The organism is Chryseobacterium sp. 22543 (assembly GCF_052044565.1).
In the GTDB taxonomy this organism is placed as follows: domain Bacteria; phylum Bacteroidota; class Bacteroidia; order Flavobacteriales; family Weeksellaceae; genus Chryseobacterium.
The window spans coordinates 741,043-764,198 of the sequence record NZ_JBQENH010000001.1 but is presented as its reverse complement, the minus strand read 5'-3'; the positions used below and the strand labels follow the sequence as shown (position 1 = coordinate 764,198).

At 36.8% G+C, this 23,156-nt stretch carries 24 protein-coding genes; 21 read left to right on the top strand and 3 right to left on the bottom strand.

From position 1 onward, the window contains the following. Positions 1 to 44: 44 nt before the first annotated feature. The 17 genes from namA (at position 45) to ACTJIP_RS03220 (ending at position 15,982) form a co-directional block, all read left to right on the top strand. The gene (namA, locus tag ACTJIP_RS03300) at positions 45 to 1,097 is read left to right on the top strand and encodes an NADPH dehydrogenase NamA (protein ID WP_077418156.1); all 1,053 of its coding nucleotides are present in this window, start codon (positions 45 to 47) and stop codon (positions 1,095 to 1,097) included. Between the two features lie 29 nt (positions 1,098 to 1,126). Then, complete coding sequence (locus ACTJIP_RS03295) at positions 1,127 to 1,405, top strand: DUF2752 domain-containing protein (protein ID WP_077418159.1); 279 nt, start codon at positions 1,127 to 1,129, stop codon at positions 1,403 to 1,405. A 287-nt stretch (positions 1,406 to 1,692) separates the two neighbouring features. Beyond that, positions 1,693 to 2,097: a type VI secretion system tube protein TssD gene (tssD, locus tag ACTJIP_RS03290; RefSeq protein WP_077418161.1), complete on the top strand. Its 405-nt coding sequence runs from the start codon at positions 1,693 to 1,695 to the stop codon at positions 2,095 to 2,097. Positions 2,098 to 2,241: 144 nt separating this feature from the next. Beyond that, the gene (locus ACTJIP_RS03285) at positions 2,242 to 4,173 is read left to right on the top strand and encodes a type VI secretion system Vgr family protein (RefSeq protein ID WP_426481965.1); all 1,932 of its coding nucleotides are present in this window, start codon (positions 2,242 to 2,244) and stop codon (positions 4,171 to 4,173) included. A 1-nt stretch (position 4,174) separates the two neighbouring features. Next, positions 4,175 to 4,345 (top strand): hypothetical protein, encoded by a 171-nt coding sequence (locus ACTJIP_RS03280; RefSeq protein WP_156106421.1) that lies wholly within the window; start codon positions 4,175 to 4,177, stop codon positions 4,343 to 4,345. Positions 4,346 to 4,409: 64 nt separating this feature from the next. Continuing rightward, positions 4,410 to 5,387 carry a DUF2931 family protein gene (locus ACTJIP_RS03275; RefSeq protein WP_219073120.1) on the top strand — a complete coding sequence of 326 codons (978 nt, stop codon included), beginning with the start codon at positions 4,410 to 4,412 and terminating at the stop codon, positions 5,385 to 5,387. A 31-nt stretch (positions 5,388 to 5,418) separates the two neighbouring features. After that, entirely contained in the window at positions 5,419 to 6,834 is a 1,416-nt protein-coding gene (locus ACTJIP_RS03270) for a phospholipase effector Tle1 domain-containing protein (protein WP_440704109.1), read from the top strand. 43 nt (positions 6,835 to 6,877) lie between these two features. After that, positions 6,878 to 7,921, top strand: coding sequence for a hypothetical protein (locus ACTJIP_RS03265; RefSeq protein ID WP_219073119.1), 1,044 nt, complete (start codon positions 6,878 to 6,880; stop codon positions 7,919 to 7,921). 29 nt (positions 7,922 to 7,950) lie between these two features. Further along, the gene (locus ACTJIP_RS03260; RefSeq protein ID WP_077418171.1) at positions 7,951 to 8,439 is read left to right on the top strand and encodes a DUF4280 domain-containing protein; all 489 of its coding nucleotides are present in this window, start codon (positions 7,951 to 7,953) and stop codon (positions 8,437 to 8,439) included. A gap of 11 nt (positions 8,440 to 8,450) precedes the next feature. Next, positions 8,451 to 11,111 (top strand): OmpA family protein, encoded by a 2,661-nt coding sequence (locus ACTJIP_RS03255; protein WP_180564369.1) that lies wholly within the window; start codon positions 8,451 to 8,453, stop codon positions 11,109 to 11,111. A gap of 8 nt (positions 11,112 to 11,119) precedes the next feature. Then, complete coding sequence (locus ACTJIP_RS03250; RefSeq protein WP_228408881.1) at positions 11,120 to 11,935, top strand: hypothetical protein; 816 nt, start codon at positions 11,120 to 11,122, stop codon at positions 11,933 to 11,935. Between the two features lie 9 nt (positions 11,936 to 11,944). Next, the gene (locus ACTJIP_RS03245; protein WP_077418175.1) at positions 11,945 to 12,598 is read left to right on the top strand and encodes a hypothetical protein; all 654 of its coding nucleotides are present in this window, start codon (positions 11,945 to 11,947) and stop codon (positions 12,596 to 12,598) included. Positions 12,599 to 12,667: 69 nt separating this feature from the next. After that, entirely contained in the window at positions 12,668 to 13,318 is a 651-nt protein-coding gene (locus ACTJIP_RS03240) for a hypothetical protein (RefSeq protein ID WP_440704108.1), read from the top strand. Positions 13,319 to 13,399: 81 nt separating this feature from the next. Continuing rightward, entirely contained in the window at positions 13,400 to 14,182 is a 783-nt protein-coding gene (locus ACTJIP_RS03235) for a hypothetical protein (protein ID WP_077418180.1), read from the top strand. Positions 14,183 to 14,268: 86 nt separating this feature from the next. Further along, the gene (locus tag ACTJIP_RS03230; protein ID WP_228408882.1) at positions 14,269 to 14,742 is read left to right on the top strand and encodes a LemA family protein; all 474 of its coding nucleotides are present in this window, start codon (positions 14,269 to 14,271) and stop codon (positions 14,740 to 14,742) included. Beyond that, entirely contained in the window at positions 14,708 to 15,103 is a 396-nt protein-coding gene (locus ACTJIP_RS03225; RefSeq protein ID WP_139348564.1) for a hypothetical protein, read from the top strand. The genes ACTJIP_RS03230 and ACTJIP_RS03225 overlap by 35 nt, the downstream gene beginning before the upstream one ends. Before the next feature lie 162 nt (positions 15,104 to 15,265). After that, positions 15,266 to 15,982 carry a hypothetical protein gene (locus ACTJIP_RS03220; RefSeq protein WP_077418186.1) on the top strand — a complete coding sequence of 239 codons (717 nt, stop codon included), beginning with the start codon at positions 15,266 to 15,268 and terminating at the stop codon, positions 15,980 to 15,982. A gap of 176 nt (positions 15,983 to 16,158) precedes the next feature. Here ACTJIP_RS03220 and ACTJIP_RS03215 read toward each other — a convergent pair whose 3' ends face one another. The 3 genes from ACTJIP_RS03215 to ACTJIP_RS03205 all read right to left on the bottom strand — a co-directional run bounded on the left by ACTJIP_RS03215 (position 16,159) and on the right by ACTJIP_RS03205 (position 19,004). After that, a complete protein-coding gene (locus ACTJIP_RS03215) occupies positions 16,159 to 17,949 on the bottom strand; it encodes an endonuclease (RefSeq protein WP_428167995.1) in 1,791 nt (596 codons plus the stop codon). 343 nt (positions 17,950 to 18,292) lie between these two features. Then, positions 18,293 to 18,820, bottom strand: a complete 528-nt coding sequence (locus tag ACTJIP_RS03210) for a DUF4136 domain-containing protein (RefSeq protein WP_047387292.1) — start codon at positions 18,818 to 18,820, stop codon at positions 18,293 to 18,295. A 1-nt stretch (position 18,821) separates the two neighbouring features. After that, on the bottom strand, positions 18,822 to 19,004 hold the full coding sequence (locus ACTJIP_RS03205) for a DUF5522 domain-containing protein (RefSeq protein ID WP_034745671.1): 183 nt from the start codon (positions 19,002 to 19,004) through the stop codon (positions 18,822 to 18,824). A 40-nt stretch (positions 19,005 to 19,044) separates the two neighbouring features. On the opposite strand from ACTJIP_RS03205, the gene ACTJIP_RS03200 reads away from it, so the two are divergent. The 4 genes from ACTJIP_RS03200 to hemL all read left to right on the top strand — a co-directional run bounded on the left by ACTJIP_RS03200 (position 19,045) and on the right by hemL (position 23,003). After that, complete coding sequence (locus ACTJIP_RS03200) at positions 19,045 to 19,371, top strand: hypothetical protein (RefSeq protein WP_077418190.1); 327 nt, start codon at positions 19,045 to 19,047, stop codon at positions 19,369 to 19,371. Between the two features lie 285 nt (positions 19,372 to 19,656). Further along, complete coding sequence (locus ACTJIP_RS03195; RefSeq protein WP_077418192.1) at positions 19,657 to 20,565, top strand: 1-aminocyclopropane-1-carboxylate deaminase/D-cysteine desulfhydrase; 909 nt, start codon at positions 19,657 to 19,659, stop codon at positions 20,563 to 20,565. Positions 20,566 to 20,580: 15 nt separating this feature from the next. Beyond that, positions 20,581 to 21,639, top strand: a complete 1,059-nt coding sequence (locus tag ACTJIP_RS03190; protein ID WP_077418194.1) for a glucosaminidase domain-containing protein — start codon at positions 20,581 to 20,583, stop codon at positions 21,637 to 21,639. A gap of 74 nt (positions 21,640 to 21,713) precedes the next feature. Beyond that, on the top strand, positions 21,714 to 23,003 hold the full coding sequence (hemL, locus tag ACTJIP_RS03185; protein ID WP_077418196.1) for a glutamate-1-semialdehyde 2,1-aminomutase: 1,290 nt from the start codon (positions 21,714 to 21,716) through the stop codon (positions 23,001 to 23,003). The last annotated feature ends 153 nt before the right edge of the window (positions 23,004 to 23,156 follow it).

The window sequence follows — 23,156 nt, the reverse complement described above, 5'->3', positions numbered from 1 at the left end:
ATTTTATTCTTCCGGTGAAAAGTTCAATTTTTTTAAAGAGTACAATGTTATATACACCAATAAAATTTAGAAATGTAGAGTTAAAAAACAGATGGGTAATGTCACCCATGTGTATGTATTCATGTGAAAACGGAGAAGCCAATGACTTCCATTTCGTACATTACGGAAGCAGATCACAAGGGGGTACAGGTCTGTTGATTGTAGAGGCTACGGGAGTAGAACCTAAAGGAAGAATTACCAATCACTGCATGGGAATCTGGAATGATGAGCAGGCAGAAAAATTACAAAGGATTGTGGAGTTTGTTCATAAAAACTCTGAAAGCAGAATAGGAATTCAGCTGGCTCATGCCGGAAGGAAAGGTTCTACATGGAATAACCTGCAGATTTCTATTGAAGAAGGCTGGGAAACCGTTGCACCAAGCCCTATTCCGTATCACCCGACGGAAAGAATTCCGCATACGCTCACTACAGATGAGGTAAAGGAGCAGGTTCAGAATTTTAAAAAAGCAGCAAGAAGAGCTGTAGAAGCTGGTTTTGACGTTATTGAAATTCATGGGGCACACGGATATCTGATCCATCAGTTCCTGTCACCGCTATCCAATATCAGAACAGACGAATATGGGGGAAGCTTTGAAAACAGAATCAGGTTTCTGATCGAAATTGTAGATGCTGTTAATGAAGAATTGAATGAAAATACAGCCCTTTTTGTAAGAATTTCCGGAACGGAGTATGCAGAGAACGGTTGGGATATTCAAAGCAGTGTGGAACTGGCAAAAATTTTGAAAGAACATGCTGTAGACCTTGTTGATGTATCCAGCGGCGGCAATATCCATGGCGCGAAAATTTCGGTTTTCGATGGCTATCAGGTTCCTTTTTCATCACAGGTGAGAAATGAAGCCGGTGTAAAGACAGGAGCAGTAGGATTGATTACCAAAATAGAGCAGGCTGAAGAAATCCTTCAGAAAGGTGATGCCGATCTTGTTTTTGTGGCAAGAGAAATTCTTAGAAATCCATATATTGCCGTTCAGGGGTCTTTTGAGATGAAAGAAGACTGCTTTTTTCCACATCAGTATACCAGAGCCAAAATCTCTTCTTAATTACAGAAATAGTTGACAAAACCACAGTAATGGATATCGAAGACTTTATGCTTACCTGCCCCAGCAAAAAATTCCTTGGAGTGGAATGCCTGGGATGCGGCGCCCAGAGAGCAATTGTATTGGTGTTTGAAGGAAAGTTTTCTGAAGCTTTTCACATGTATCCTGCCGTATATACCTTATTATTGTTTTTTTTTACCCTGGGCCTGAGTTTTATCGACAAAAAAAGAAAATACAGCAATATTTTAATGGGTATGGTAATCATTAACCTTATTATTATGGTAATTGGGTATGGATATAAACACTATTGATGTCACAAAAAAATGCTAAATGATTGATATTGAATAAAGTGATTGTTTTTGGTTTCCTGTGCATGTGGGATTATAAAGGATTTTGTAGAAAAATTTCAATTAAAAACAAGGTAATTTAGTTTAAAATTCTAAAATTGATTTTTAATTCAAAATTTGATAAATGTCGTAGAACTACTACAATTTATGAAACAGTGCCATAAAAACTTTTTAAATTAGAACATGAAGTCTATCTTTGTTATATAAATCCTATATCTGGGAACAGTTGTTAATGATTAAAATTTAAGAATATGGCAGGAAATTCAAGAGGAATCTTAAAATTCAATGGAGGAGAAGGTCAAAAGTTATTAAAGCTTAACTACAGCGTATCAAGATCTACAGACATATCAGGACGTGTAGCATCTGATCCGTCAAACGCATTGATTAAAGTAACTATTGAAGCAACAGAAAAATCTGATGTTTTAGAAAGTTTGCTGAACAGTAAATATAAACCTACAAGCGGAGAAATAAACTTCAATAAATCTCACGAAGAAGGAACATTGATTTCTTTGAAATGGGAAAACGGATATGTTATCCAGCATGAAGTAGACTTTGATGCAATAGACAGTAACAATATGCTGATCAGCTTTGTAGTAAGTGCTGAAAGCATTACATATGGAAACTCATCTTATGACGGACTTTGGCCAATGAGCTAGGTCTTTCATGAGTAAAAGATAAAAGACTGTCCTTAAATAAGACGGTCTTTTTTTACCTTAGACTATATTCAGTGGGAGCTTTTGTTTTTAAATTCCCGTCCTGTTGAATAAACGGTTAGAAAATTAATCAAATCACTAAAAAATATGTCAAATACACCTGGAAAATCACAAGCGACGTCTTTTCGTCCTACGCAGAATGCAGATGGTATTTCCGAAAACCATCATACAGGTATCAACCGTTTGGTAAAACTTTCTCTTGTCATAGAAGGGAAGATTATCAAGTATTATAAGCATTTTAAGCTTAAACAAAGCACCAGAAGACACCACGAATTTACGCTGACACTGGCACATGATACCCTGGGAGACAGACAGACCCATTCATTGGAAGAAGCCAATAAGTTCCTTGGAAAAAGACTTACAGCTGTTATTTCCTATAAAGATATAGACAACAGTCCTGAAAGAACCTTTGTAGGAGTGATTACCGGAGTAGGATTCAGCCAGGAACAAATGAGCTTAGGAAATATTGTCCTTACCGGATACAGTCCTACCATTCTCCTTGACGGAGCACCACATATCCAGAGTTTTGGAGGTGCACAGTCTGTAAATGTAGGAATCATTGCAGAAGAAGTGATTAAACAGGGAATTGACAAAAGCCGTTTTGATATCAGGGTAGATGCGAATAACTTTTCCCAGATCATCTACAGCAGCCAGTATGATGAAACCCATTACAACTATCTGGCAAGAATGGCTGAAGCTTATGGTGAACAGTTCTACTATGACGGTGAAGTCTTACACTTCGGAAAACTTCCTGCTCAGAACAAGCCCATAACCCTTACCTACGGAAGCAGTGCCAATGATATAAAAGTGGAATTGAAAGCGGTACATACCAAACCACAATTTTACGGTTACAACAGTAATAAAAATGAAAGACTGACTTCCGGTTCAACCCCGATCAAACATGTGAGTGATCTGGCAAAAACAGCATACAGTCATAACGAATCTATTTATAAAACCCCGGCTTTACAGATGGCTCCCATCAAAGCTACCACACATCTTGACGTTGAATACTCTCAGAAAAGTGCATCAGGAAGCGAAGCTGTCAACGTTTTTTCCGTTTCAGGAAATACAACAGTTCCTTTCCTGCATCCAGGATGTGTAGCAGATGTGCAGATGCGTAAACAGGACTCTAATGAAACTTCTTATTTCACCAGAATCATGATTACAGAAGCAGAACATGAAATTGACACAATAGGTCATTACAATGGAAGCTTCATAGGGATAGCAGCAGACACTGGCTTTCTTCCAAAACCGGAATATACCCTTCCAAAAGCTGAACCACAGACTGCAACGGTAATTTCTAATACAGATCCCGAAGGACAGGGAAGAATACAGGTGAGATTTGACTGGCAGACCAATGATACCACTCACTTTATCCGTATGATGAGCCCTGATGCAGGGGGAACAGACCAGATTACCCAAAACCGCGGATATGTAGCTATTCCGGAAGTGGGAGATCAGGTGATGGTTAATTTTGTTCACAGCCATCCGGACAGACCCTTCGTAATGGGAGGAATGTTCCATGGAGGAATCGCTTTAGGAGGTGGTGTAAACAATCATCTGAAATCTATCCAAACCAGAAGTGGAATCAGAATTTTAATGAATGATGAAGAAGGTAGTGTAACCATTCTGGATCCGAGTGGCAATACTTATTTCATGGACGGACAGGGCAATATCAGTATGAAAGCACCTAAAAACTTTACTTTAAATGCTGGTGACAATATCAATATCACAGCAGGAAAAGAAATTTCAATAGGAGCTGGAGCAAGTATTACCAGTACTGCAAATGACAATATTGTTTCTATAGCAGGAAAAGATATGAAACTTACGGCTTCAGGAGACATTACGGAAGCTTCCGATACCCGAACAGAAATGATTGAAAAAGAATTCAAGAGACAATCTGAAACATCCAATGAAATAGCAGGTGAAATTTCTATGTTCAGCGAACTGGAAAATATGACCATGCAGAGTGGAAAGATAGTAGAATTCAACAGCGCTGAAAAATCAAAACTTTTCTGATATGGCCATCATAAAAACAGCAACCAATCTGCGCATAACAGTAAAAGATTCCTATCACCTGAGTGTAGGAAAAAAGGTTGAAAAAATAGCAAAGAAAATCAATGTGGAAGCACACAGAGATAATCTGGTTTTAGCGAGTAACAAGAAGATTATGTCCCATGGTCATAAGTAAATATAACATACTGATTCTTTTTATAGTATGCTGTTTCTCATTAACGAATTGTCAGAATAAAAAAATGGAAGAAAAATACAGTTGGCTGGGAACCGTTTCTGCCCCACAGGAATATCCAATGGAAGTGTATGAAGGAGCTATTGTGGCTGATGATTTCACCTACAGTTTTGATGCGATCTGGGGAACACAGAATACAGGATGGGGAAAAGAAGGAGGAACGATGAACGTAACCACCGAAAGAATGAATGCTCCCCATGAGCTGGAGTTCACATGGTACTCGTTGGTAGAAAAAAAATTCTATACCGGAAAATGGAACCTGGACAAAGAAAAGATAAAAAGCCTTTTTGATGAAGGATTTGTAGATCAGGATACGAAAAAAAAATCTACATACAACTCATTTGTCGTAGGATTAGCTCCACAGGGCAGAGTGGTGATTTGGATGAAGGGTGCTGGTAACCAGAGAGAAATAGGTGCTTTCCAGGCTCACGATACTGTTATTACCAAAGAAAAAGCATATGATAATGCTCAGTATATGCTGAAAGAAGGTTTTGCAGACAGAATGCTGAAAGATCCTTCTTACAAGACATTCAAGCCAGAAATTCGTGAGAAAATTGAAAAAGAAGGATATCCTGCAGCGGACATCTATACAACCTACAGAGAAAAATACAACTGGAAACCTTCAGTAGTTCTTCCTGAAGGAGCAGTATGGATAGATTTTGGTTTTACCAATTATAACGGAGAACAGGAAAATCTTTTTGATCAGAGTTTGAAAGATAATACCTATAAAAGCAGAGCGGTACCAAGATTCTGTGGTTTTTACTGGAAAGATAAAAATAACAACAGGTATGCAGTATGGATAGACGCTTTTGATGATAAAGAAATATTTGATTTGTTTCAAAAATTAGGGAAGGATAAAAACATTAATCTTACCATTAAAGTCAATGAAGACAATACAAATGTTTTGGTATCCTTAGAATCTGAAAAAGAAAAACTGGCCGTTACCAAAGCAAAAATAAGGGTATCCCGAAAGATAGAATCATAGCGTTCACTCAGTCAATTTAAAAACAAGAACTATGCACAACAATCAATTTGGAAGTTATACACCATCTGTATCCAAAGAGGAAGTACTGGATATTACCATTGGGATTTTTTTTGACGGAACCCTGAATAATAAAACCAATACAGACGAAAGAAAGAGAGAGACTGATGCCCATAAAAAACATGGTGGTAAATCTACAGACAATACCAGTTACAACAATGATTGGAGTAATGTAGCCCGTATGTGGGATAACTATGATAAAAACTTTGGAATCTATATAGAAGGCATCGGTACTCAGGATAAAGAAGGAGATGCTACGTTGGGATATGCTTTTGGAACAGGAGAAACCGGGATCAGATCGAAGGTAAGAAAAGGCTGCGAAGAAATTGTAAAAAAGGTAAAAACCATTAAAGCAGAAAAGAAAGCTGATAAAATTGCTGTGCTTACTTTTGATGTTTTCGGATTCAGCCGTGGAGCTGCTGCTGCCCGTAATTTTGTATACGAAATTGGAAAAGCAAAATATAAAGCCACCTCACGTACAGTTGCCAACGAAGCCGTTTCCGTTACTACTTATTCAGACGACGATGGAAAAGGGGTAGCTTCAGAAGAACTTCCAAAATGGGGACATTTAGGCCTTAAACTTGAAGAAGCAGGATTAAAAGTAGATGTTTTAAAAGTAAGATTCCTGGGAATTTACGATACCGTTTCTTCCTATTCAAAATACCTGTCACCAGTACCTAATTTCAGCAATGACGTTGAAGAACTGAGCCTGAATGATATCGGAAAAGCACAGACAGTAGTTCACTTTACTGCAGAAGATGAACACAGGGAAAATTTTGACCTTACGAGAGTACATATCGGAACTGAAAAAACATTCCCCGGGGTACACTGTGATGTAGGTGGAGCTTACGAAAACGGACAGGAAACGTGGGAAGAAGTTGAAACTTCATGGACTACCAGTACCAAATTAAAAGCATTAAAAACAGAGCTTGAAAATGAAGGTTGGTATCATAAAGATGAGCTCACCATTACCCCCGGATTCTATTTGTCACTAAGAGGAACACGCAAGCTGCTGAAGACATACAGCTACATTCCTTTGCATTTTATGGCGGAATATGGCATTGATAAAAATCTTCCTATAACCATAAAGAAACTGACAGACGATAAATATTCTATTTTGGATGATCAGTTTTTAATAGGAATAAAAGACCGTCTCAGAACTTACGTGATGGGAGATGGCAAGCCTTACTCTTTCAAACATTATAAAGCCCTGCGGGATGCCTACGGAGGAAACGAAATCCCGGAAAACCGTCAGACAGCTTATCAGAAAGAAGTAAAGGAACAGGATGATTTAAGAAAACTTCGCCATGAATATCTTCACTGGTCAGCAAGAAGAGAAGGTATTGGTATGGATCCAAGACCTAACAGAACAAGGGTTATTCATTTTTAATAAAATATCAAATAAAGAAAAAAATTGAAGCAGGAACATTTTTATGCAGAAATATAATATACATACCGTTCAGAAAGATGAAACTTTAAAAAGTATAGCCTCGCTGTACGGACTGGATAAAGATGCATTAAAACTCTTCCACAATAATCATTGCGATGTTAAGGATATGATCCTGATCAACCTTAACGGGCAGAAAGAACTTTTTATTCCGAGAACGGCAGTTGCAGATAAAAACAATTTGGTGAAATTCGGAAGAGGAAATAATCTCGTTTTTCAGCCGGAAATTTCAGTACGGAAATACAGTGTTGTCATTACCATTGAAAAAGGAGATGATAAAAGCGAATTAAAATATGAAACCTCAGTTCGCTGGCTGAAAACAGAAAAAGGACACCACTTTTTTGAGATAGACAGAACATCTAATCTTTATCTCAATGAAGAAGAAGTCAATGAAATTGCAGATCTGCTGGCGTACAGAACCTCTGAGATTTTATATCCTTTACAGATCAGTACAGATGAACAGGGGAAATTTGAAGCAGTAGAAAATGCTGAGGTATTTATCAAAAGATGGCCGGCTGTAAAAGAAGAATTATATAAAGAATTTGAGGGCGAAACCGTAGACGAATACTGCGGAAAGATTGAAAAAGTAATCAGCCAGCCTGAAGCAATAGATCTTTACCTTAAAAATGATTATTTCATCCGGGCTTTGTTCTTTGGGATTTACCAACGTTTCGGAACGGATTATACGACAGAAATGACATCAACTTTTCCGGTAGTGGACAACGCTATTGAACCCAAATACAAAATTAAGCTGCAAACAGATCCGATAAAAGGAGAAACAGGTCTGATTACTGTAGAAGGATCAGGGAAATTATATGAAGAAAGAGACATTGATGATTTTATAAGAAGATCACCTTTTTCATTGATTATAGAAGACGAACCTGTGATGAATGAACAAGGAACTTTCAGACTCATAAGCTATATGAAAGGAGAAACTTCACTTCCGGAATCTCTTTATCTGGAATGCAGTATCATGCTGCAGGAAGAAAAAAAGATTTCAGTATCAGTTTCAGGAATTGATAAAAACTAAATTACCATTTCACTAAAGATAAAATTAATATGGCAGAAAAACATATTGTAGTACAGGGCGCCATGTGCAAATGCCAGTTCGGGCAGGCTCCGGACAAGCTGAAAGTACTTACACACCAAAAAGAATATGCCAATGATAAAAGCGCTTCCAAAAAACTCATCGTCACCACGAAAGAAATAGGAGCAGCTACATTTGAAAAAAACACATTCGGAAACTGTACCAAAATGGGAGTTCCGCCGCCACCTTGCAAGATCATGGTTACAGAATGGCAGAAGTTTTATGATAAAGTACAGCTCAGCAATGGCGGATATATAATTGTAGAAGACAGCAAAGCCGTATGTGCTATTGCCGGAACTCCATGCATTGAGATTATAGACCACGGGCAGAGAGCAGAAGCCAGCCAGCAGAACTTTAAAAATGCAGATAAAGACGTCCAGCAGCAGATCAATCCGTTGGTGGATTCCGAAGAAATGTATAACGAACAGCCTTCGGGAGGAGGTCAGGATGGTGCAATCTAAATGATACAAAAATGGCAAAAGGCGTAAAGAAAATAAAAGTTGTAAGTGGGCTTTATTACCCTAAAATGTCTGTATTAGGACAAAGGGTTACGATAAAGCCGGATCAGTGGGTGCAGTTTGGAGTGGGCGAATGGTTACCAGGCACTACAGATGCAGACAAAAAGAAACCTCTCACCTGGATGAGGCAGAACAACAGTAAAAAAATTATCATCAATCAGATAACCTCTGCTACCGGATATAAGTTTTTAATAGGAAAACAGTTCTGTGGAAGCTATCAGTTTTATATTGAAGCCAGTCTGTCAGGAGTGAGAGACCCAAAAAATGATACAGGAATATATGTAAAAGGCTGGTGTGATCCCAAAATTGTAAGCAGTAAATGGTCTACACAGAAAAACAGCAAGAGTATTAAAAACAACAAAAAGGCAGAGTATATTTCCTATGGACACATTGTTCACCTGAACCTGATGACAGAAGGGCTGAACGGAAATACACTCAGTATTGAGCTATGGAACCAGCAGTCTGCAAAAAAAGATAAACTGGTACACACCTACAACAATGTACAGGTAATAGATGGTGAGGTAAATGTGAAAATGGAGAATACTTTTGCATGGATGGCCTATGTAGACAACATTCAGAATGTGGAAGAATTCTACGTTAAAGTAAAAGATACTGCATCAAAACAATACATCAAAGACAAGCTGGGTGATGATCTTCATGCCATCTATCTGAATGTAAAGAATAAAATAGCCACTACCAATACCAACGGAGCTCAGAATCAGACACCAACCAAAGTCTATAAACCGGATGTAAACTCTGTAAGACTAGAGCCGTGCAAATTTGAAGTGATAAAGATTACTGAAAATGAAACAAAGGACGGTCAGGCCAGCAATACAACCGTTAAAGTCTTTGACAACGGGAATGGTGTCAAACTGATAAAATCTGCTGCATTACAGGAGCATATTCAAAGAACGATTTTTTATAAATTTGATTCCACAGTCATTGACAAAGACGGAGTCGCAATTCTGAATAATGTACTCAAATTCCTTCTGGAGCATAAAGATTCCACAATGAATCTCAGTGGCTATGCCTGCGTTATAGGAAAAGAAAATTATAACAGAGGACTTTCCCAAAGAAGAGCAGACGTTGTCAAAAAATTCTTTGCAGACGGAGGGTTAGATCCCAGAAGAATAATCTCAGTAGGAAAAGGAGAAGTAGATCCTACCGATGATAAAATGGGAAGAGATAATATTAAATATAAAAATGAGAAAGACTACGAAAACAACCGTAGAGTAGATATCTCATTTGTATTCAATGCCCATGATGCACAAACGGTAAACTATGAAGTGACAGCTCCCAGCGTGTCTACAAAGAAAAATCTGATCATTGATATTACAGGTTTTCAAACCAATGAATGTTTCAGAGACAGTAAAGGAAAACATAAAAAACAAGCTCTGATTGTAGACGTAGGGCAGGCAATAGATAAAGGAGATACGGTGAAAACATTTACTACTCCTTCATTTAGTTATGGTGTATATTCAAACCTGTCCAGAGTCAATGTTTATCCAATAGAATATATTTGGCCTTCAGCAACCAATCCGAATCAGTTTCATTTGCATGTTCATAGCTGTAGATATTTTAGTAACGAAAAAAGAACTACAGTACTGATCAAAGCTTATCCCGATATTAAATGGGAACTCGCTCTTGAGTTTTTGGTGAATGTTTCCAATTATAAAGCGGCCAATATGCCGCCTGGATCTGTTTATGCAAAACACCAGGAAAAATCCAGGCAGGCAGGATACAACAGAATGAGAATGAATGAAACCGGAAAAGTTCCGATTTCAATAGGAGTAGGACTATCTGCTGAATGGGATGCCGGGAGAGAAAAGAGAAGCTTTACTAATGAATTTGCAGATAAAATTAAACTGGTAGCAAGAATGATTGCCACTGCTGTAAATATTGTCCAAAATGCAATCAACTATGCTCAAAGTGCGGCAAAAGAAACAGCAATACCGGTAGGTTTCAATATGAGATATCCAAAATTTACAGTCGTAGGAAAATGGTATCTGGAAAGAGTAAACGAAAGAAATACACTCAGCGTAATTGGTGAAGTAGGCTTTGGCTTTAAACCCTTGATCGGAGCTGAAGTAGTCATAGATATTCTGGGAGCTGCTATTGCTGCAGCCTCTTATGGAGCTACAGGAAATCCAGCTGCCGCAAGAATTATTAATAAATTCCGTGGAGGATTAGAAAAACTAGGAGCTTCGGTAACCTTTACAGCAACGTTCTATGGTGAATTGGAAATAATGGTAGATGCCCTGAAAATTGACAGCATCAACGGGATCAATATGCAGGGGAAAACCACTATTGGAGGGAAAATGGGAGCCACCATTGAACTCAGTGTAAGTGTCGAAATCGGAACAGTAAAAGGAACCAAATCAAAACCGATTATGACTTTTAAAGCCGCTGCAAAAGCCGATTCTTACTTTGGAGGAGATATTGTACTGGATTCCGATTCTAAAGGATTATTCATACAGCCGATCCTGAAATTCTCAGGAGTAGTTCTTTCAGTAGAAATAGAAGGAGAAGTCGGCTGGTGGAAAAGTAATTTTAAAGTAGAAGAAAAAGCAATAAAAGAAGAAACTTTCTACCTGGAAAAAAAATATTTAACTTAAATTGACGTATGCATAATTTAAAAAAACCATTATATTCTGTATATCCGAGACTGTACTGCTCAGGCACCATCTATATAAATGATGTTCCTGTCATAGACTGGTACGGAGACGAAACAAAAGAAGGAGGATTCGGAGGTGATACTATGATCAATCAGGCATTGCTTCAGAGTGGGAAATATAAAGTGACCGGGAAAATGTATCCTCGTTTAGGAAAAAATATCTTGGATGAAGATGATATGATGTCCATCGATTTCTTCTGTGCAGAGCTTGATAACTGGAAGGCTTCACGATCTGCTTTTCATCCCAAAATAGAATCTCCATGGGACGGTCTGAGTGACAATATCAAATATCCTCATTTTGAAATCGCAGGTGAAATAGAAGTCGAGCTTCCTTTTGTACTGGATGGATGGCAAAATTCAGTAGATTTGAAAGACATCAAAGAAGAAGACCTTTTCAGTGATGTTTTTAAATATTATAAGCAGATCAGAACAGTACTTCAAAGCCATAATGCCGGAAAATATCTGGAAATGTCACAGGACAAAATGAAACTGCAGGAACAAGCTTTATATTATACAGAAGAAAGAAAGAAACGCTTTGTGGAAAGCGCAGGACAATTATTTTCTCAGAACCTGGAAGTGGAAGAACTTCATGAATCAGATCTGCAGCTTGAGATAATGGGATATGGAAAATTAGTAAGGCTGATGAGAAAAGACGGCTCACAACCATTGCAATTCAAAAGCCCCGATATTGAAAAACAAAGTAATATAGAAATGGAAGTGAAACTTCATATGAGAACAAAAGAAAAAGGGTTCAGTATTATTTAATCATTGAAAATGACTTTTTTAGGATATTTTACAGCAATTATTATCATATTTTCTCTGTATAAAGGATATAAAATCTTCACGAAATTTGCTGCGAACAGAGATCAGTCAGGAAAAAAAGAAGGTCTTTTGGAGAAAGCCTTCCTTCTTTTTATCATTTCAATCATTATTATTTCTGTTAATGCAATGACATTGGTACTTTCATACACCTTTTTCTGGGAAAAGGCTTACAGAAGCTTTGATGAGCCGCAATATGAAGCAACAGTAGTGGGATACAAAAAAGAAACTACAAAGTTTAAAAACTTTTCAACCTCTACCTACAGAGATAAGGTGATTTTCTTTCCGAAAGTAGAATATACAGGCGCCAATGGGGAAAAGGTAACAAAAACACTGGATATTACAAGTGATCATCCACCTGCTATGGGACAGAAACTAAAGATAACAGATAAAGCAGGGAAGGATAGTACAAATGCTCTTCAGCTGGATTGGGTGATGTTTGCTGCAGGTTGTATTTTTACAGGATTTGCTGCATTTTTTGCTTCATTAATTTCTACCTACACCACATCATATCCCATGAAAAAAAGAATAGCCCTGTCCTCCAGACTTGCATTATTGCTTATTTTCATTAATATTTCCTGTATAGTATTCATATATTTGAAATCATAAAGAATAGTTTAAAAACAAACATATAATAAAAAATAGCGAATTATAGTAATCATCAAAATATAAAATAGTATGAAAAAAGCGAGAGTTCTGATATTGATTTTTGTAGTATTGATCAATATCTGTTGTGGAAATAAATCATTTGACCTTTCATCAGTTTCATTAGGCGATGACGCAAAAAAATATGACTTTGAAAACAAAGATTTATTTTTGAAAGATGCCGCAAAAGCAGACATCATTCAATACTATGCTGATGAAAACAAAGGAATAACGTATGGAAATATACCCTTAGATAATACGATGGGTACAAGAATTACAGTATACAAAGGAAAAGTAGGGGCTGTTGACACCAATGCTGCCGAAAAATACTCTTTGGAATTTGTAGAAAAAATAGTAAAAAAACATGGAAATCCTACAGCTTCTATCACGGATAAAGCAACTGTAGATATCAAACTTGTAAAACCTATTTTTGAAAAATTGAAAAAACTTTCTCCCGAAAAAGTTTCATGGGATCAAAATCAAAAAAATGCCTTTACTTATCCAACTTCTTTCTTCTGGGATGATGGAAAAAATTATTCCATACTAAGTATTTCCATTGAAGATGATGGGAAAATAAGAAATAAATACATTTCCGTGACCAAAGAAGCTTACCGTAATAATGCCGTGTTCGGGTTAAAATATCCCACGCCTCCGGCCTCTCCGTGGTATAAATACATGAACTAAATGAATCTGATGTAATTTAGGGAAAAGTAAAAATATCGGAATAACAGTCATGTATTTTTCCTGGATTTGAGAACAGAACAGATGGGAATAAAAAAAGAAAGGCCGTACATTGCATATATCATTTTAGGAATAATAGCCGTATGCTTTATTTATTTTATTCTATGGGTTATTTTCAAGGACAAAATGCCACTGCATGAATATGCTTATGAAATTGCAAATAATTATGACAGCTATGCCGAAAAAGCCATCATTCTTATTCCTTTATTATTTTTTATATTCATATTTATCATAGTAATGAAGCCTAATGCTGCAAAACGTTTTTTACGTCTGCAGTCCTCTCTTCCCACCTCAAAGATCCATTCCGTAGCCAAAGGAGTAGTAGAGATTGAAGGTAGCCTGATCATGAAAAATCCCTTATCTTCACCGGTGAAGAATGAAGAATGCATTGGATATTATTATACCATCGAAAATATTGGGCGAGACTCAGACGGTAAAGAAACATACAGCATCATTCACAGGGAAACCCAATGTAATATTTTTCAGATGAAAGATGATACAGGAATTATAGAAGTAGAACCTGAAGGAATAGAACTGGTTTTGTTGGGAGAAACCAATATAAGCAGCCACGGAGGCAAAAGATACAAAGAAACCCTTATAAAAGACGGGCAGAAAATGCTTTTGGTGGGATATGCCGATTCTAAAAACGGGACACCTTTCATTAGAAAAGACGACTATTATAAAGTTCTCGGGATTACTTCATCATCAGGAATCAGTGTTTGGAACAAATATCAGCCATTGCTGAGGTCATTTATGTTTACCTGTTCCATCATCCTTTTAATAATTATTTATATACTCATACAATAATGAATCAGACGGTCGCAATCATATTACTTATCCTGTTAGGAGTAGTTATTATCAGTTTTTTGATCAATCTGTATAACAAATTGGTCATGCTCAAATTTAATGTTGAAAAAGCTTACGGAAATATTGATGTGGTGCTGAAACAACGTGCAGATGAGATTCCCAATCTTGTCACCGTAGCCAAACACTTTATGAATTATGAGGAAAAGCTTCTGGCCCGCCTTACAGAGCTCAGAACTTTTTACAATAACAGTACGGATGCAGATAAAAGAACCGAAATTGCCAACGAAACCTCAAAAGCACTCTCTTCATTCTTTGCAGTTTCAGAGAACTATCCCGAGCTGAAATCTAATAATAACTTCCTGGAGCTGCAAAAAAGAGTTTCCGATCTGGAAAACAAAATAGCAGACAGAAGAGAATTTTTTAATGACAGTATTAACCTTTATAACATAGGAATCCATGAATTTCCCAATGTTATACTGGCGAAAATGTTAGGATATAAAGATAAGACTTTACTGGAGGTAACCAATGCCGAGAAACATTATGATGGGGTTCAGTTTTAACACCTTCTTCGGACTGGAGGACAGAATTACAGATTATCCTGAAGTTGTTATCTTCGGGGCGATGTTCATACCTCTGCTATTATTTATCCCCGTTGCCCTGATAGGCTGGATGTTCAGAAAGCTTAAATTCAATATGTACATCATTCATGTGTTGATGTATACATTGCTTTTTACTTTTATATTTGGAGCGATCACTATATTTGTTCTTTTCTTTATTACAGACAAAAATGGAGTGAAATTAGCATATTGCTGGCTTACCGTCTTTACCGGAATGTTTATTTTCAGTTTAATCAATGCCAATACCATTACTAAAATGTTTACCGATTGGTCTAAAATAATTAAAGACAAACAGAATCAGTAATTTTGGATTAAAATATCCCACATCTCCGGCTTCTCCGTGGTATAAGTATATGAATTAAAAATAAGCCTTTAAAAGGATGAAGAAATAAAAAAACAGATTCTGGATACTTGAATCCACTTTTTTCTGTTTTATTATTGAGAACTGCTTACTAACACTAACATTATGAAAGGATTGAAATATATAGTACTGTCAATGATCTGTTGGGGACTTGCTTCATGCGGCCATCAGAAAAATAAAGAAACTGAAGCTTTGGTTGAAACACAGGGAAGTACGCAGACAGAACCCTTTAATCTTGCCAAAATTACTGTAGGTCAGAATATTAATGAAATTTTAAAATCTGCCGGAGCAACAGCCAAAGAAGCCGTACGTAGCAGTGAAGTTACCCTCATCGGAAATGAAAAACTGGCTTTTTCATCAAAAGAACTATTACACTTCAACGGAATAGATCTGGAAGGAAAGTATAATAAAAATACCAATAAAGTAATTTTACACTTCGGAAAGGTTGATCAGGAAATAGGTCCTCTTGCCAATGAAAAAGAAGATGAATTGGGAATGTATCAGCTTGATATTTATACAGAGCAGGAAAAAACTGCACTTCTGGATAATCTGAACAAAACACTTCAGAAACCCAGCTTTGATACCATACGTGAAGGTTTTGAATCAGAAGTTAGAGATAATGAAATCATCCAGACGCATAACAAACTCAGACAGGAAGTGGCGATCTGGAGAAACAAAGATATACTCTATTACTACTGCGAAACCAAAATAGATAACAGACCGGACGAATACCGCTGCAATCTCTTTGTATTTAAAAATAAAGAATGGAAAGACCTTCTGAAAGGATCGGGATATCCGGATCTGGATAAAATCTCTCTATAACATTCGCTTAGTCAAATCAGCTTGCTGATCCTTCTTTGCTCTTTAAAAATAAAACATTAAAAAATAAAATCTCTGCGTTAAAAAATCCTGTCAATTAAAAAAATGTTGAGTTTTAAAAACATAAAATGCCAGTCTAAAAAGACCGGCATTTTTTTATATTTAAATAAGTATTTGAATTATTTTACCAAAAACTGCATCGTAACCTGATCCAGTTTCAGAATATAAACTCCCTGACCAAGATTTATGGTTCTGATAGAATTTCCATTTCTGAAAGGTTGGTCAATCGTCTGAAGAACTTTCCCCTGTAGGGTATAAATCTCAGCTTTTCTTACCTTCTGAAGATCTCCTTTTACAAAAATCTCCTGGTTGGTAATAGGATTAGGAGAGATTTTAAAACTGTTAGAAGTTGTTTCTACAGCCGTATTTTGAGCCATTCTTGCACTTGATCCGGAATAGCATGTCCATGCAAGATCATCAATAGCCACTCTGTTACTTGTTGAATTATTAACCAGGCTTACCACTACATTCCCGGAAAGGTTGATATTGTTGATAGTAGTAGTTGTAGATGAAGTACTGTAAGGAACAGTTCCTACGGTTGTTCCGTTTACTTTTACATCAAAAGTTCCATTTGTTCCTGAGAATTTAAGCTGTGTAGTTACTGTTAAAGAACCAATACCGTTTGCTGAACTGCCGGAAGTTAAAGACCCGTTTCTTACTGTAATAGCTTTATTGTTAATAGTCTGATCAGTTCTTGCATCCGTTGCTGTCCATGAGATTCCTCCATTGCTCCATGTTCTGGTTGTATAGGTAGAATTGGCTGCAGGAATGGTTTCAAAAGTTTCATTGGCACAGTTGGTTCCTGGAGTAGTACCTCCTGAATTGGTGGTACCGGAAACTGTTGAACTGTTGGATGACGAATTTCCTGCTGCATCCTTCGCTACAACATAGAAGCTGTAAGTAGTAGAAGGAGTCAGACCTGAAATAGTCGTTGAGGTTGAGCTTACCGTAGTTTTCAGATTTCCATCCATATAAACGTTATAAGCTGTTACACCTACGTTATCTGTAGAGGCATTCCAGGCAAGAGAAATACTGCTGGAAGTTTTCCCTGAAACAGTAAGCCCTGTTGCTGTGGTTGGAGCCTGAGTATCACCTGAAGGCTGTTGAGAACCCCAGATAAGGTTTACATAATTCGGATTGTCAATAAATGGATTTCTGTTACCCTGGAAAGTATAAGATGCATTATTTCTTTTGATCTCAGCCTGGGAAACGGGATCCTGATTGTGCCAAGCCAGAAGAACATTCAGTTCCCATGTCTGCAGTCCCGGGAATGTAGAACTTCCTAACATGTTTCCTGAGGAAAAAGAAGAAAGTTTACTCTGATAACGGGTTACAAAATAGAAAATCATACGGGCCACATCTCCTTTAAACTCATCAATCGGCTCAAAAACTGTCCCCGAATATCCTGAAGAAGCTGACGTTCCAAGCTTTGAACCATTCTGTGAAGTAAAAGAAGCACTTCCTACCTTTCCGAAAGGATAATTACTTCTCATTCCGTTTACTTTTCCATCTGTAGCTCTGATGAAATTAACGTCAGAAACCATTGGTGAAGCTTCATTAAAGAGACTTTGAGGAACAATATGCTCTCTGTTATAGCAATTTCCTTCCGTAGAATATGTTCCACACTGGTTGGTCCCCGGAGTATACTTATAAGGATCTGTGCCTGAAGGTTTTTCAGAGTAAATATCAAGAATAGAACCGTCATTCTCATAATCCTTATCAATATCAGTGGTTTTATACGCAGTCCATAGTCCACTGTAACCTTTGTCCATATGTCCGTTGGTGATAATACTGCTTAATTCAGTTTTCAGTGCTGCGCCACTCAGTCCGTTGGCAGAATTGTAGTATCCTGCAGGAGCCTGAGCGTAGGCGAGTCCTGCAAATAGAGAAAATAAAATAACTTTTTTCATATAATATTAAGTTTAAGCAAGAATAACACATTTTTGTGAATAAAAAATTAAGTGAGCGTTAATTTTAAATGTACAGCATGTTAGTAATGATGAATTATAAGTTATAAATTATTTTTCTATTAATAAGTGATTGTCTTTTAGTTCAATAGGAGTGGGCTTTAGCCCGCTTATCAAAATCAATATTCATTTGGCTTCAGCCAAAACTTAAAACTTAATAATCCTACTCATAAAAATACATAAAAATTGATTTGTGAAAATCTGTTTTATCTATGGAAAAACGGAATAATTACTTATAAAAAAAGCCAGTACAAAAATACTGGCTTATATAATGGATGACTTAATTTTATTTTCTTTGTGGCGGATAATTTTTCATAATCTCAGCCATGATTTCAGGAATCTGTCTTTGTTTCGCCTTTGGAGAATCTACAGAAATTCCACTTCCGATACCCTGCCAAACCAATTTGTTGGTTTTTGAATCAATAAGGTCTACGATCAGTGCGCCTTCATTATAATTTGAAGTCCATGTTCTGCTCATTCCAACACCCCATCCGAATGGTCCACCCCATCCCCACATACCGTAAGGTGAAGAAGAATTGATATCTGTAACCTTTTTATGATTCGCTTTTACGTTGATAATCAGATCAGGATTTTCTCCGGATTGAAGCCCTTTGCTCTGAAGCTGTTTAGACAGTTCATTCAGGACTCTGTCTTTATCAATATCATTCAATTTTAGATCATCAATTCTTATTTTATACGTTTTGAAAGAATTGAAATTGGCGGTTTCAGCATAATCTGAACGTACCTGAAAAGGGCTACAAGAAGTTAAACCTAATGTAGCAGATGCCAACAAAATAAAAATATATTTTTTCATTTTATTTATTTTTTTTATCATTTTTAATGAATGTATCAGTCTTTTTATCGTACCCGTAAGGACAGTGTCTGCAGCCGCTTTTACAGCAATGACCTCTTTTCAGATGGAATTTTTCTGTAAAAACCTTGTACCCCTGTTCATTATAGTAGAAGTCTTCACCTTCTTTGATGTCATAATGGGCCATAAGTTAAATGCTAGTCAAAAAACTTTTTATATTTGTTACTATGATAATTGTATGCCAAAAGCCTTTAAAAAAATTAAAAATTAATGGCATTGCTCTCTTTCCCTTTATCTTCATTAGGAAACCCGAAGATAAGGAAAATAATGTATTGATCAATCACGAAAAAATCCATTTACGCCAACAATTGGAAATGCTCATTATTTTCTTCTATATTTTTTATGTCATTGAATACTATTACTGGTTTTTTAAGCTCAAAGACGGCTATCTGGCTTACAGAAGAATATCATTTGAAAGAGAAGCTTATACGAATGAAAATAATTTTAATTATCTCAAAAAAAGAAAATTCTGGAACTTCCGGAAATATCTGTAGAATTATGAATTATTTTGAAAAAGTATTCACATCTCTACTTATTCAATAGAAGTGGGTTAATATCCTGAGCGTAGACGAAGGAAGCCGTTTATCAAATAAATCAACAATTCATCCGGCTTTAGCTAAAACTTAGAAAAAAGATAGTATCAATACAATCATCTGTAAGAATCTGCATGATCTGTTGTGAAAAATAAGTAAACAGTACTTTATACAAAGAGAAAATCTCTACAACACTAAATCTTTTCCTACTTTTGCAAACAGTAAACCTTGAGTAGTAAAACTGAAATGCTATTACAACTTCCCACAGAACCTGTTTCCATTCAGGAAATTCCCATTCATAAAAACGTAAAACTTTTCATTAAAAGGGAAGACCAGATTCATCCGCTGATTTCAGGCAATAAATACTGGAAACTATTTTATAATGTGAACCACTATCTGGAAAAAAATCCGGATAAACCCTATATTATTACTTTTGGCGGAGCTTTTTCCAACCATATCGCCGCGGTTTCAGCAGTAGGGAATCTGGCGGGTATTCCAACATTGGGAATCATCAGAGGTGAAGAGCTGCAGCATAAGTGGCGTGATAACCCTACTTTACTTTTTGCCAAAAGAAATGGAATGAACCTGAAATTTGTCACCCGTGAAGAATACCGTCATAAAGAAAAACTGACAGAATTCCTTCATCAGGAGTTTCCCGATGCCCTGATAGTACCTGAAGGAGGTACCAATGAAGAGGCTGTGGAAGGGGTGAAAATGATGCTCAATGAACAAACAAAAGATTTTGACTATCTTTGCACCGCAGTTGGAACCGGAGGAACCATTGCAGGAATTTCAAAATTTAGTGAAGACAATCAGAAAGTTATAGGATTTAAAGTTGTAGATGATGCTTCACTGGAAAATAAAATTTTTGAATTAACTTTGAGACAGAATTTTAATCTAATAGATTCATGTTTTGGAGGTTATGGTAAAATAAATGATGGAAACATCCGTTTTATCAATGATTTCAAAGAGAAGTATGGTATTCCTTTAGAACCGATATATACAGGAAAAATGATGGAGAAAGTTTTTGAACTGATTGAAGATGATTATTTTCCTGAAAACAGCAGCATTTTGTGCTTTCACACTGGTGGTTTACAGGGGATTGAAGGAGCTAATCTGCTTTTAGAAAAACAGAACAGAAATTTAATTATATAAGTAAAATTGAAAAACATGAAAAGACTTTTCCTATCCATAAGCCTTTTAGTTTTATCAAAATTTTCTGCCCAGGCTTGGGCAACCGAAGATCAGTATATTCAGAAGTTTGCTAAATATGCCGTAGAAGAAATGGAAAAATATAAAATTCCGGCTTCTATTACCCTTGCCCAGGGATTATTGGAAACCGGGGGCGGGCAAAGCAGATTGGCACAGGAAGGTAAAAACCACTTCGGTATAAAATGTAAAGAAGACTGGACCGGTAGAACGATGAAACATACCGATGATGCACCCAATGAATGCTTCCGTGTATATGACGATCCAAGACAGTCTTATGAAGATCATTCTATATTTTTATCCACCAGAAAATATTACGCAAACCTTTTCAAATTGGATATGAGAGATTACAGAGCGTGGGCAACCGGTTTAAAAAAAGCGGGTTATGCTACCAATCCACGTTATGCTTCAATTCTTATTACCAAAATTGAAAAGTACAAGCTATATGAATTCGACAATACCAGTTCTAATGAGGTATTGTATGCCGTACTTAAAATGTATCCGGATCTGAAGGACGACAGAACTTTCATGGCACAGCTGGAACCCTCAAAAGCGGTTAAAAAAGCTAAAGACCCGGTTACTGTAGAAGTTCCTTATAAACAGACTTCTTACGCACAACAGCAAAAAAGAGTGGAAAGAATCAAAACGAAAGCTGAAATTCTTAATTCCATCCTTATCAAAAGCCATCCGAATGACGGCCTGAAATATATCGTAATTCCTGAAGATACTGATGTGAAATTCATCGCCAATAAATTCAAAGTCAGCGAAAGCAGACTGATCAAGTGGAATGAACTGGAAGGTGAAATCTTAAAGAAAAATGATATTGTTTTTCTGGAATCAAAAAATTCTACAGGAAATACAGCTACTTATAAAGCAGAATCCGGAGAAGATATGCATGATATCGCTCAGAAATTCGGAATCAAATTAAATAAATTGTATGCTAAAAACAGAATGGATGAAGGACAGCAACCATCTGCAGGACAGCTTATTTATTTAATAGACAAAAAACCACGAAACTAATTTAATTTTTTGTTGAGCGTTTACCGTTGACAGTTACATGCCAACCAGCAACTGCCAACAGCAACTAAGTATATATGAAGTATCAAAGAAGTTCGGCTTTGTTTGATGAAGCCTACAAATACATTCCGGGAGGAGTAAACTCTCCGGTGAGAGCATTCAAATCCGTAGGAGGTGTTCCTGTTTTTATGAAATCGGCAAAAGGAGCTTACCTTACCGATGCAGATGACAATACTTACATCGATTATATCAATTCATGGGGCCCGGCCATTTTGGGACATACCCATCCTGAAGTACTGGAAGAACTTAAAATCCAGGCAGAGAAAGGATTCTCTTTCGGAGCGCCTACAGAACTGGAAACGGAAATTGCAAAATTTATTATTGATAACGTTCCGAATATTGACCAGATCAGAATGGTTTCTTCAGGAACAGAAGCATGTATGAGTGCCGTAAGACTGGCAAGAGGTTATACAGGAAGAGATAAGATCGTAAAATTTGAAGGCTGTTATCACGGACATTCAGATTCATTTCTGATCAAAGCAGGAAGTGGTGCGGCAACTTTCGGAAATCCAAATTCTCCGGGAGTAACAGCAGGTACTGCTAAAGATACATTACTTGCCCGTTATAACGATTTTGAACAGGTAGAAGATCTATTCCGTCACAATCAGGGAGAAATTGCAGCGGTAATTATAGAGCCGGTTGCAGGAAATATGGGGTGTGTACTGCCGGAAAACAATTTCTTACAAAATCTGAGAAAGATCTGTGATGAAAACGGAGCTTTATTAATTTTTGATGAGGTAATGACCGGTTTCAGACTGGCTTTCGGAGGAGCTCAGGAGCTTTTCAATGTTAAAGCAGACCTTGTGACTTACGGAAAAGTAATCGGTGGAGGTCTTCCGGTAGGAGCTTTCGCAGGAAGAAACGAAATTATGGATCACCTGGCTCCAAAAGGAGGAGTATACCAGGCAGGAACATTAAGTGGAAACCCTTTAGCAATGAGAGCGGGATTAAAAACCCTTCAGCTTATTAAAAATGATCCTGAATTTTTCAACAGATTATACAAGACAACAGAAACATTAGATTTTGAAATCGGAAAAATTCTGAATGAAAAAGGAATTGCTCATAAAATCAACAGAAAAGGTTCTATGATGTCGGTATTCTTCCATATCAACAGAGTTTCTAACTTTGATGAAGCACAGGAAGCTAACCATTCATTGTTTAATAACTTCTTCCACCAGATGCTTCAGAATGGAGTGTATCTGCCGCCAAGTGGTTATGAAACGTATTTCATCAGTGATGCAATCAAGGATAAAGAAATTGATATGACGCTGGAAGCTGTAAGAAAATTTGAATATTCAAATAAATAATAATAAGACCGGATTTTAAATCCGGTTTTTTTATGTACAGAAAATTGATTTCATTAGTTTGGAATTACAAAATGTTCAACGCAACGTTTGTCATTCCATAGGAGTCTCGGCAACGTAAAACAGCATCATTTAGATTCTTACAGAATGACAAAG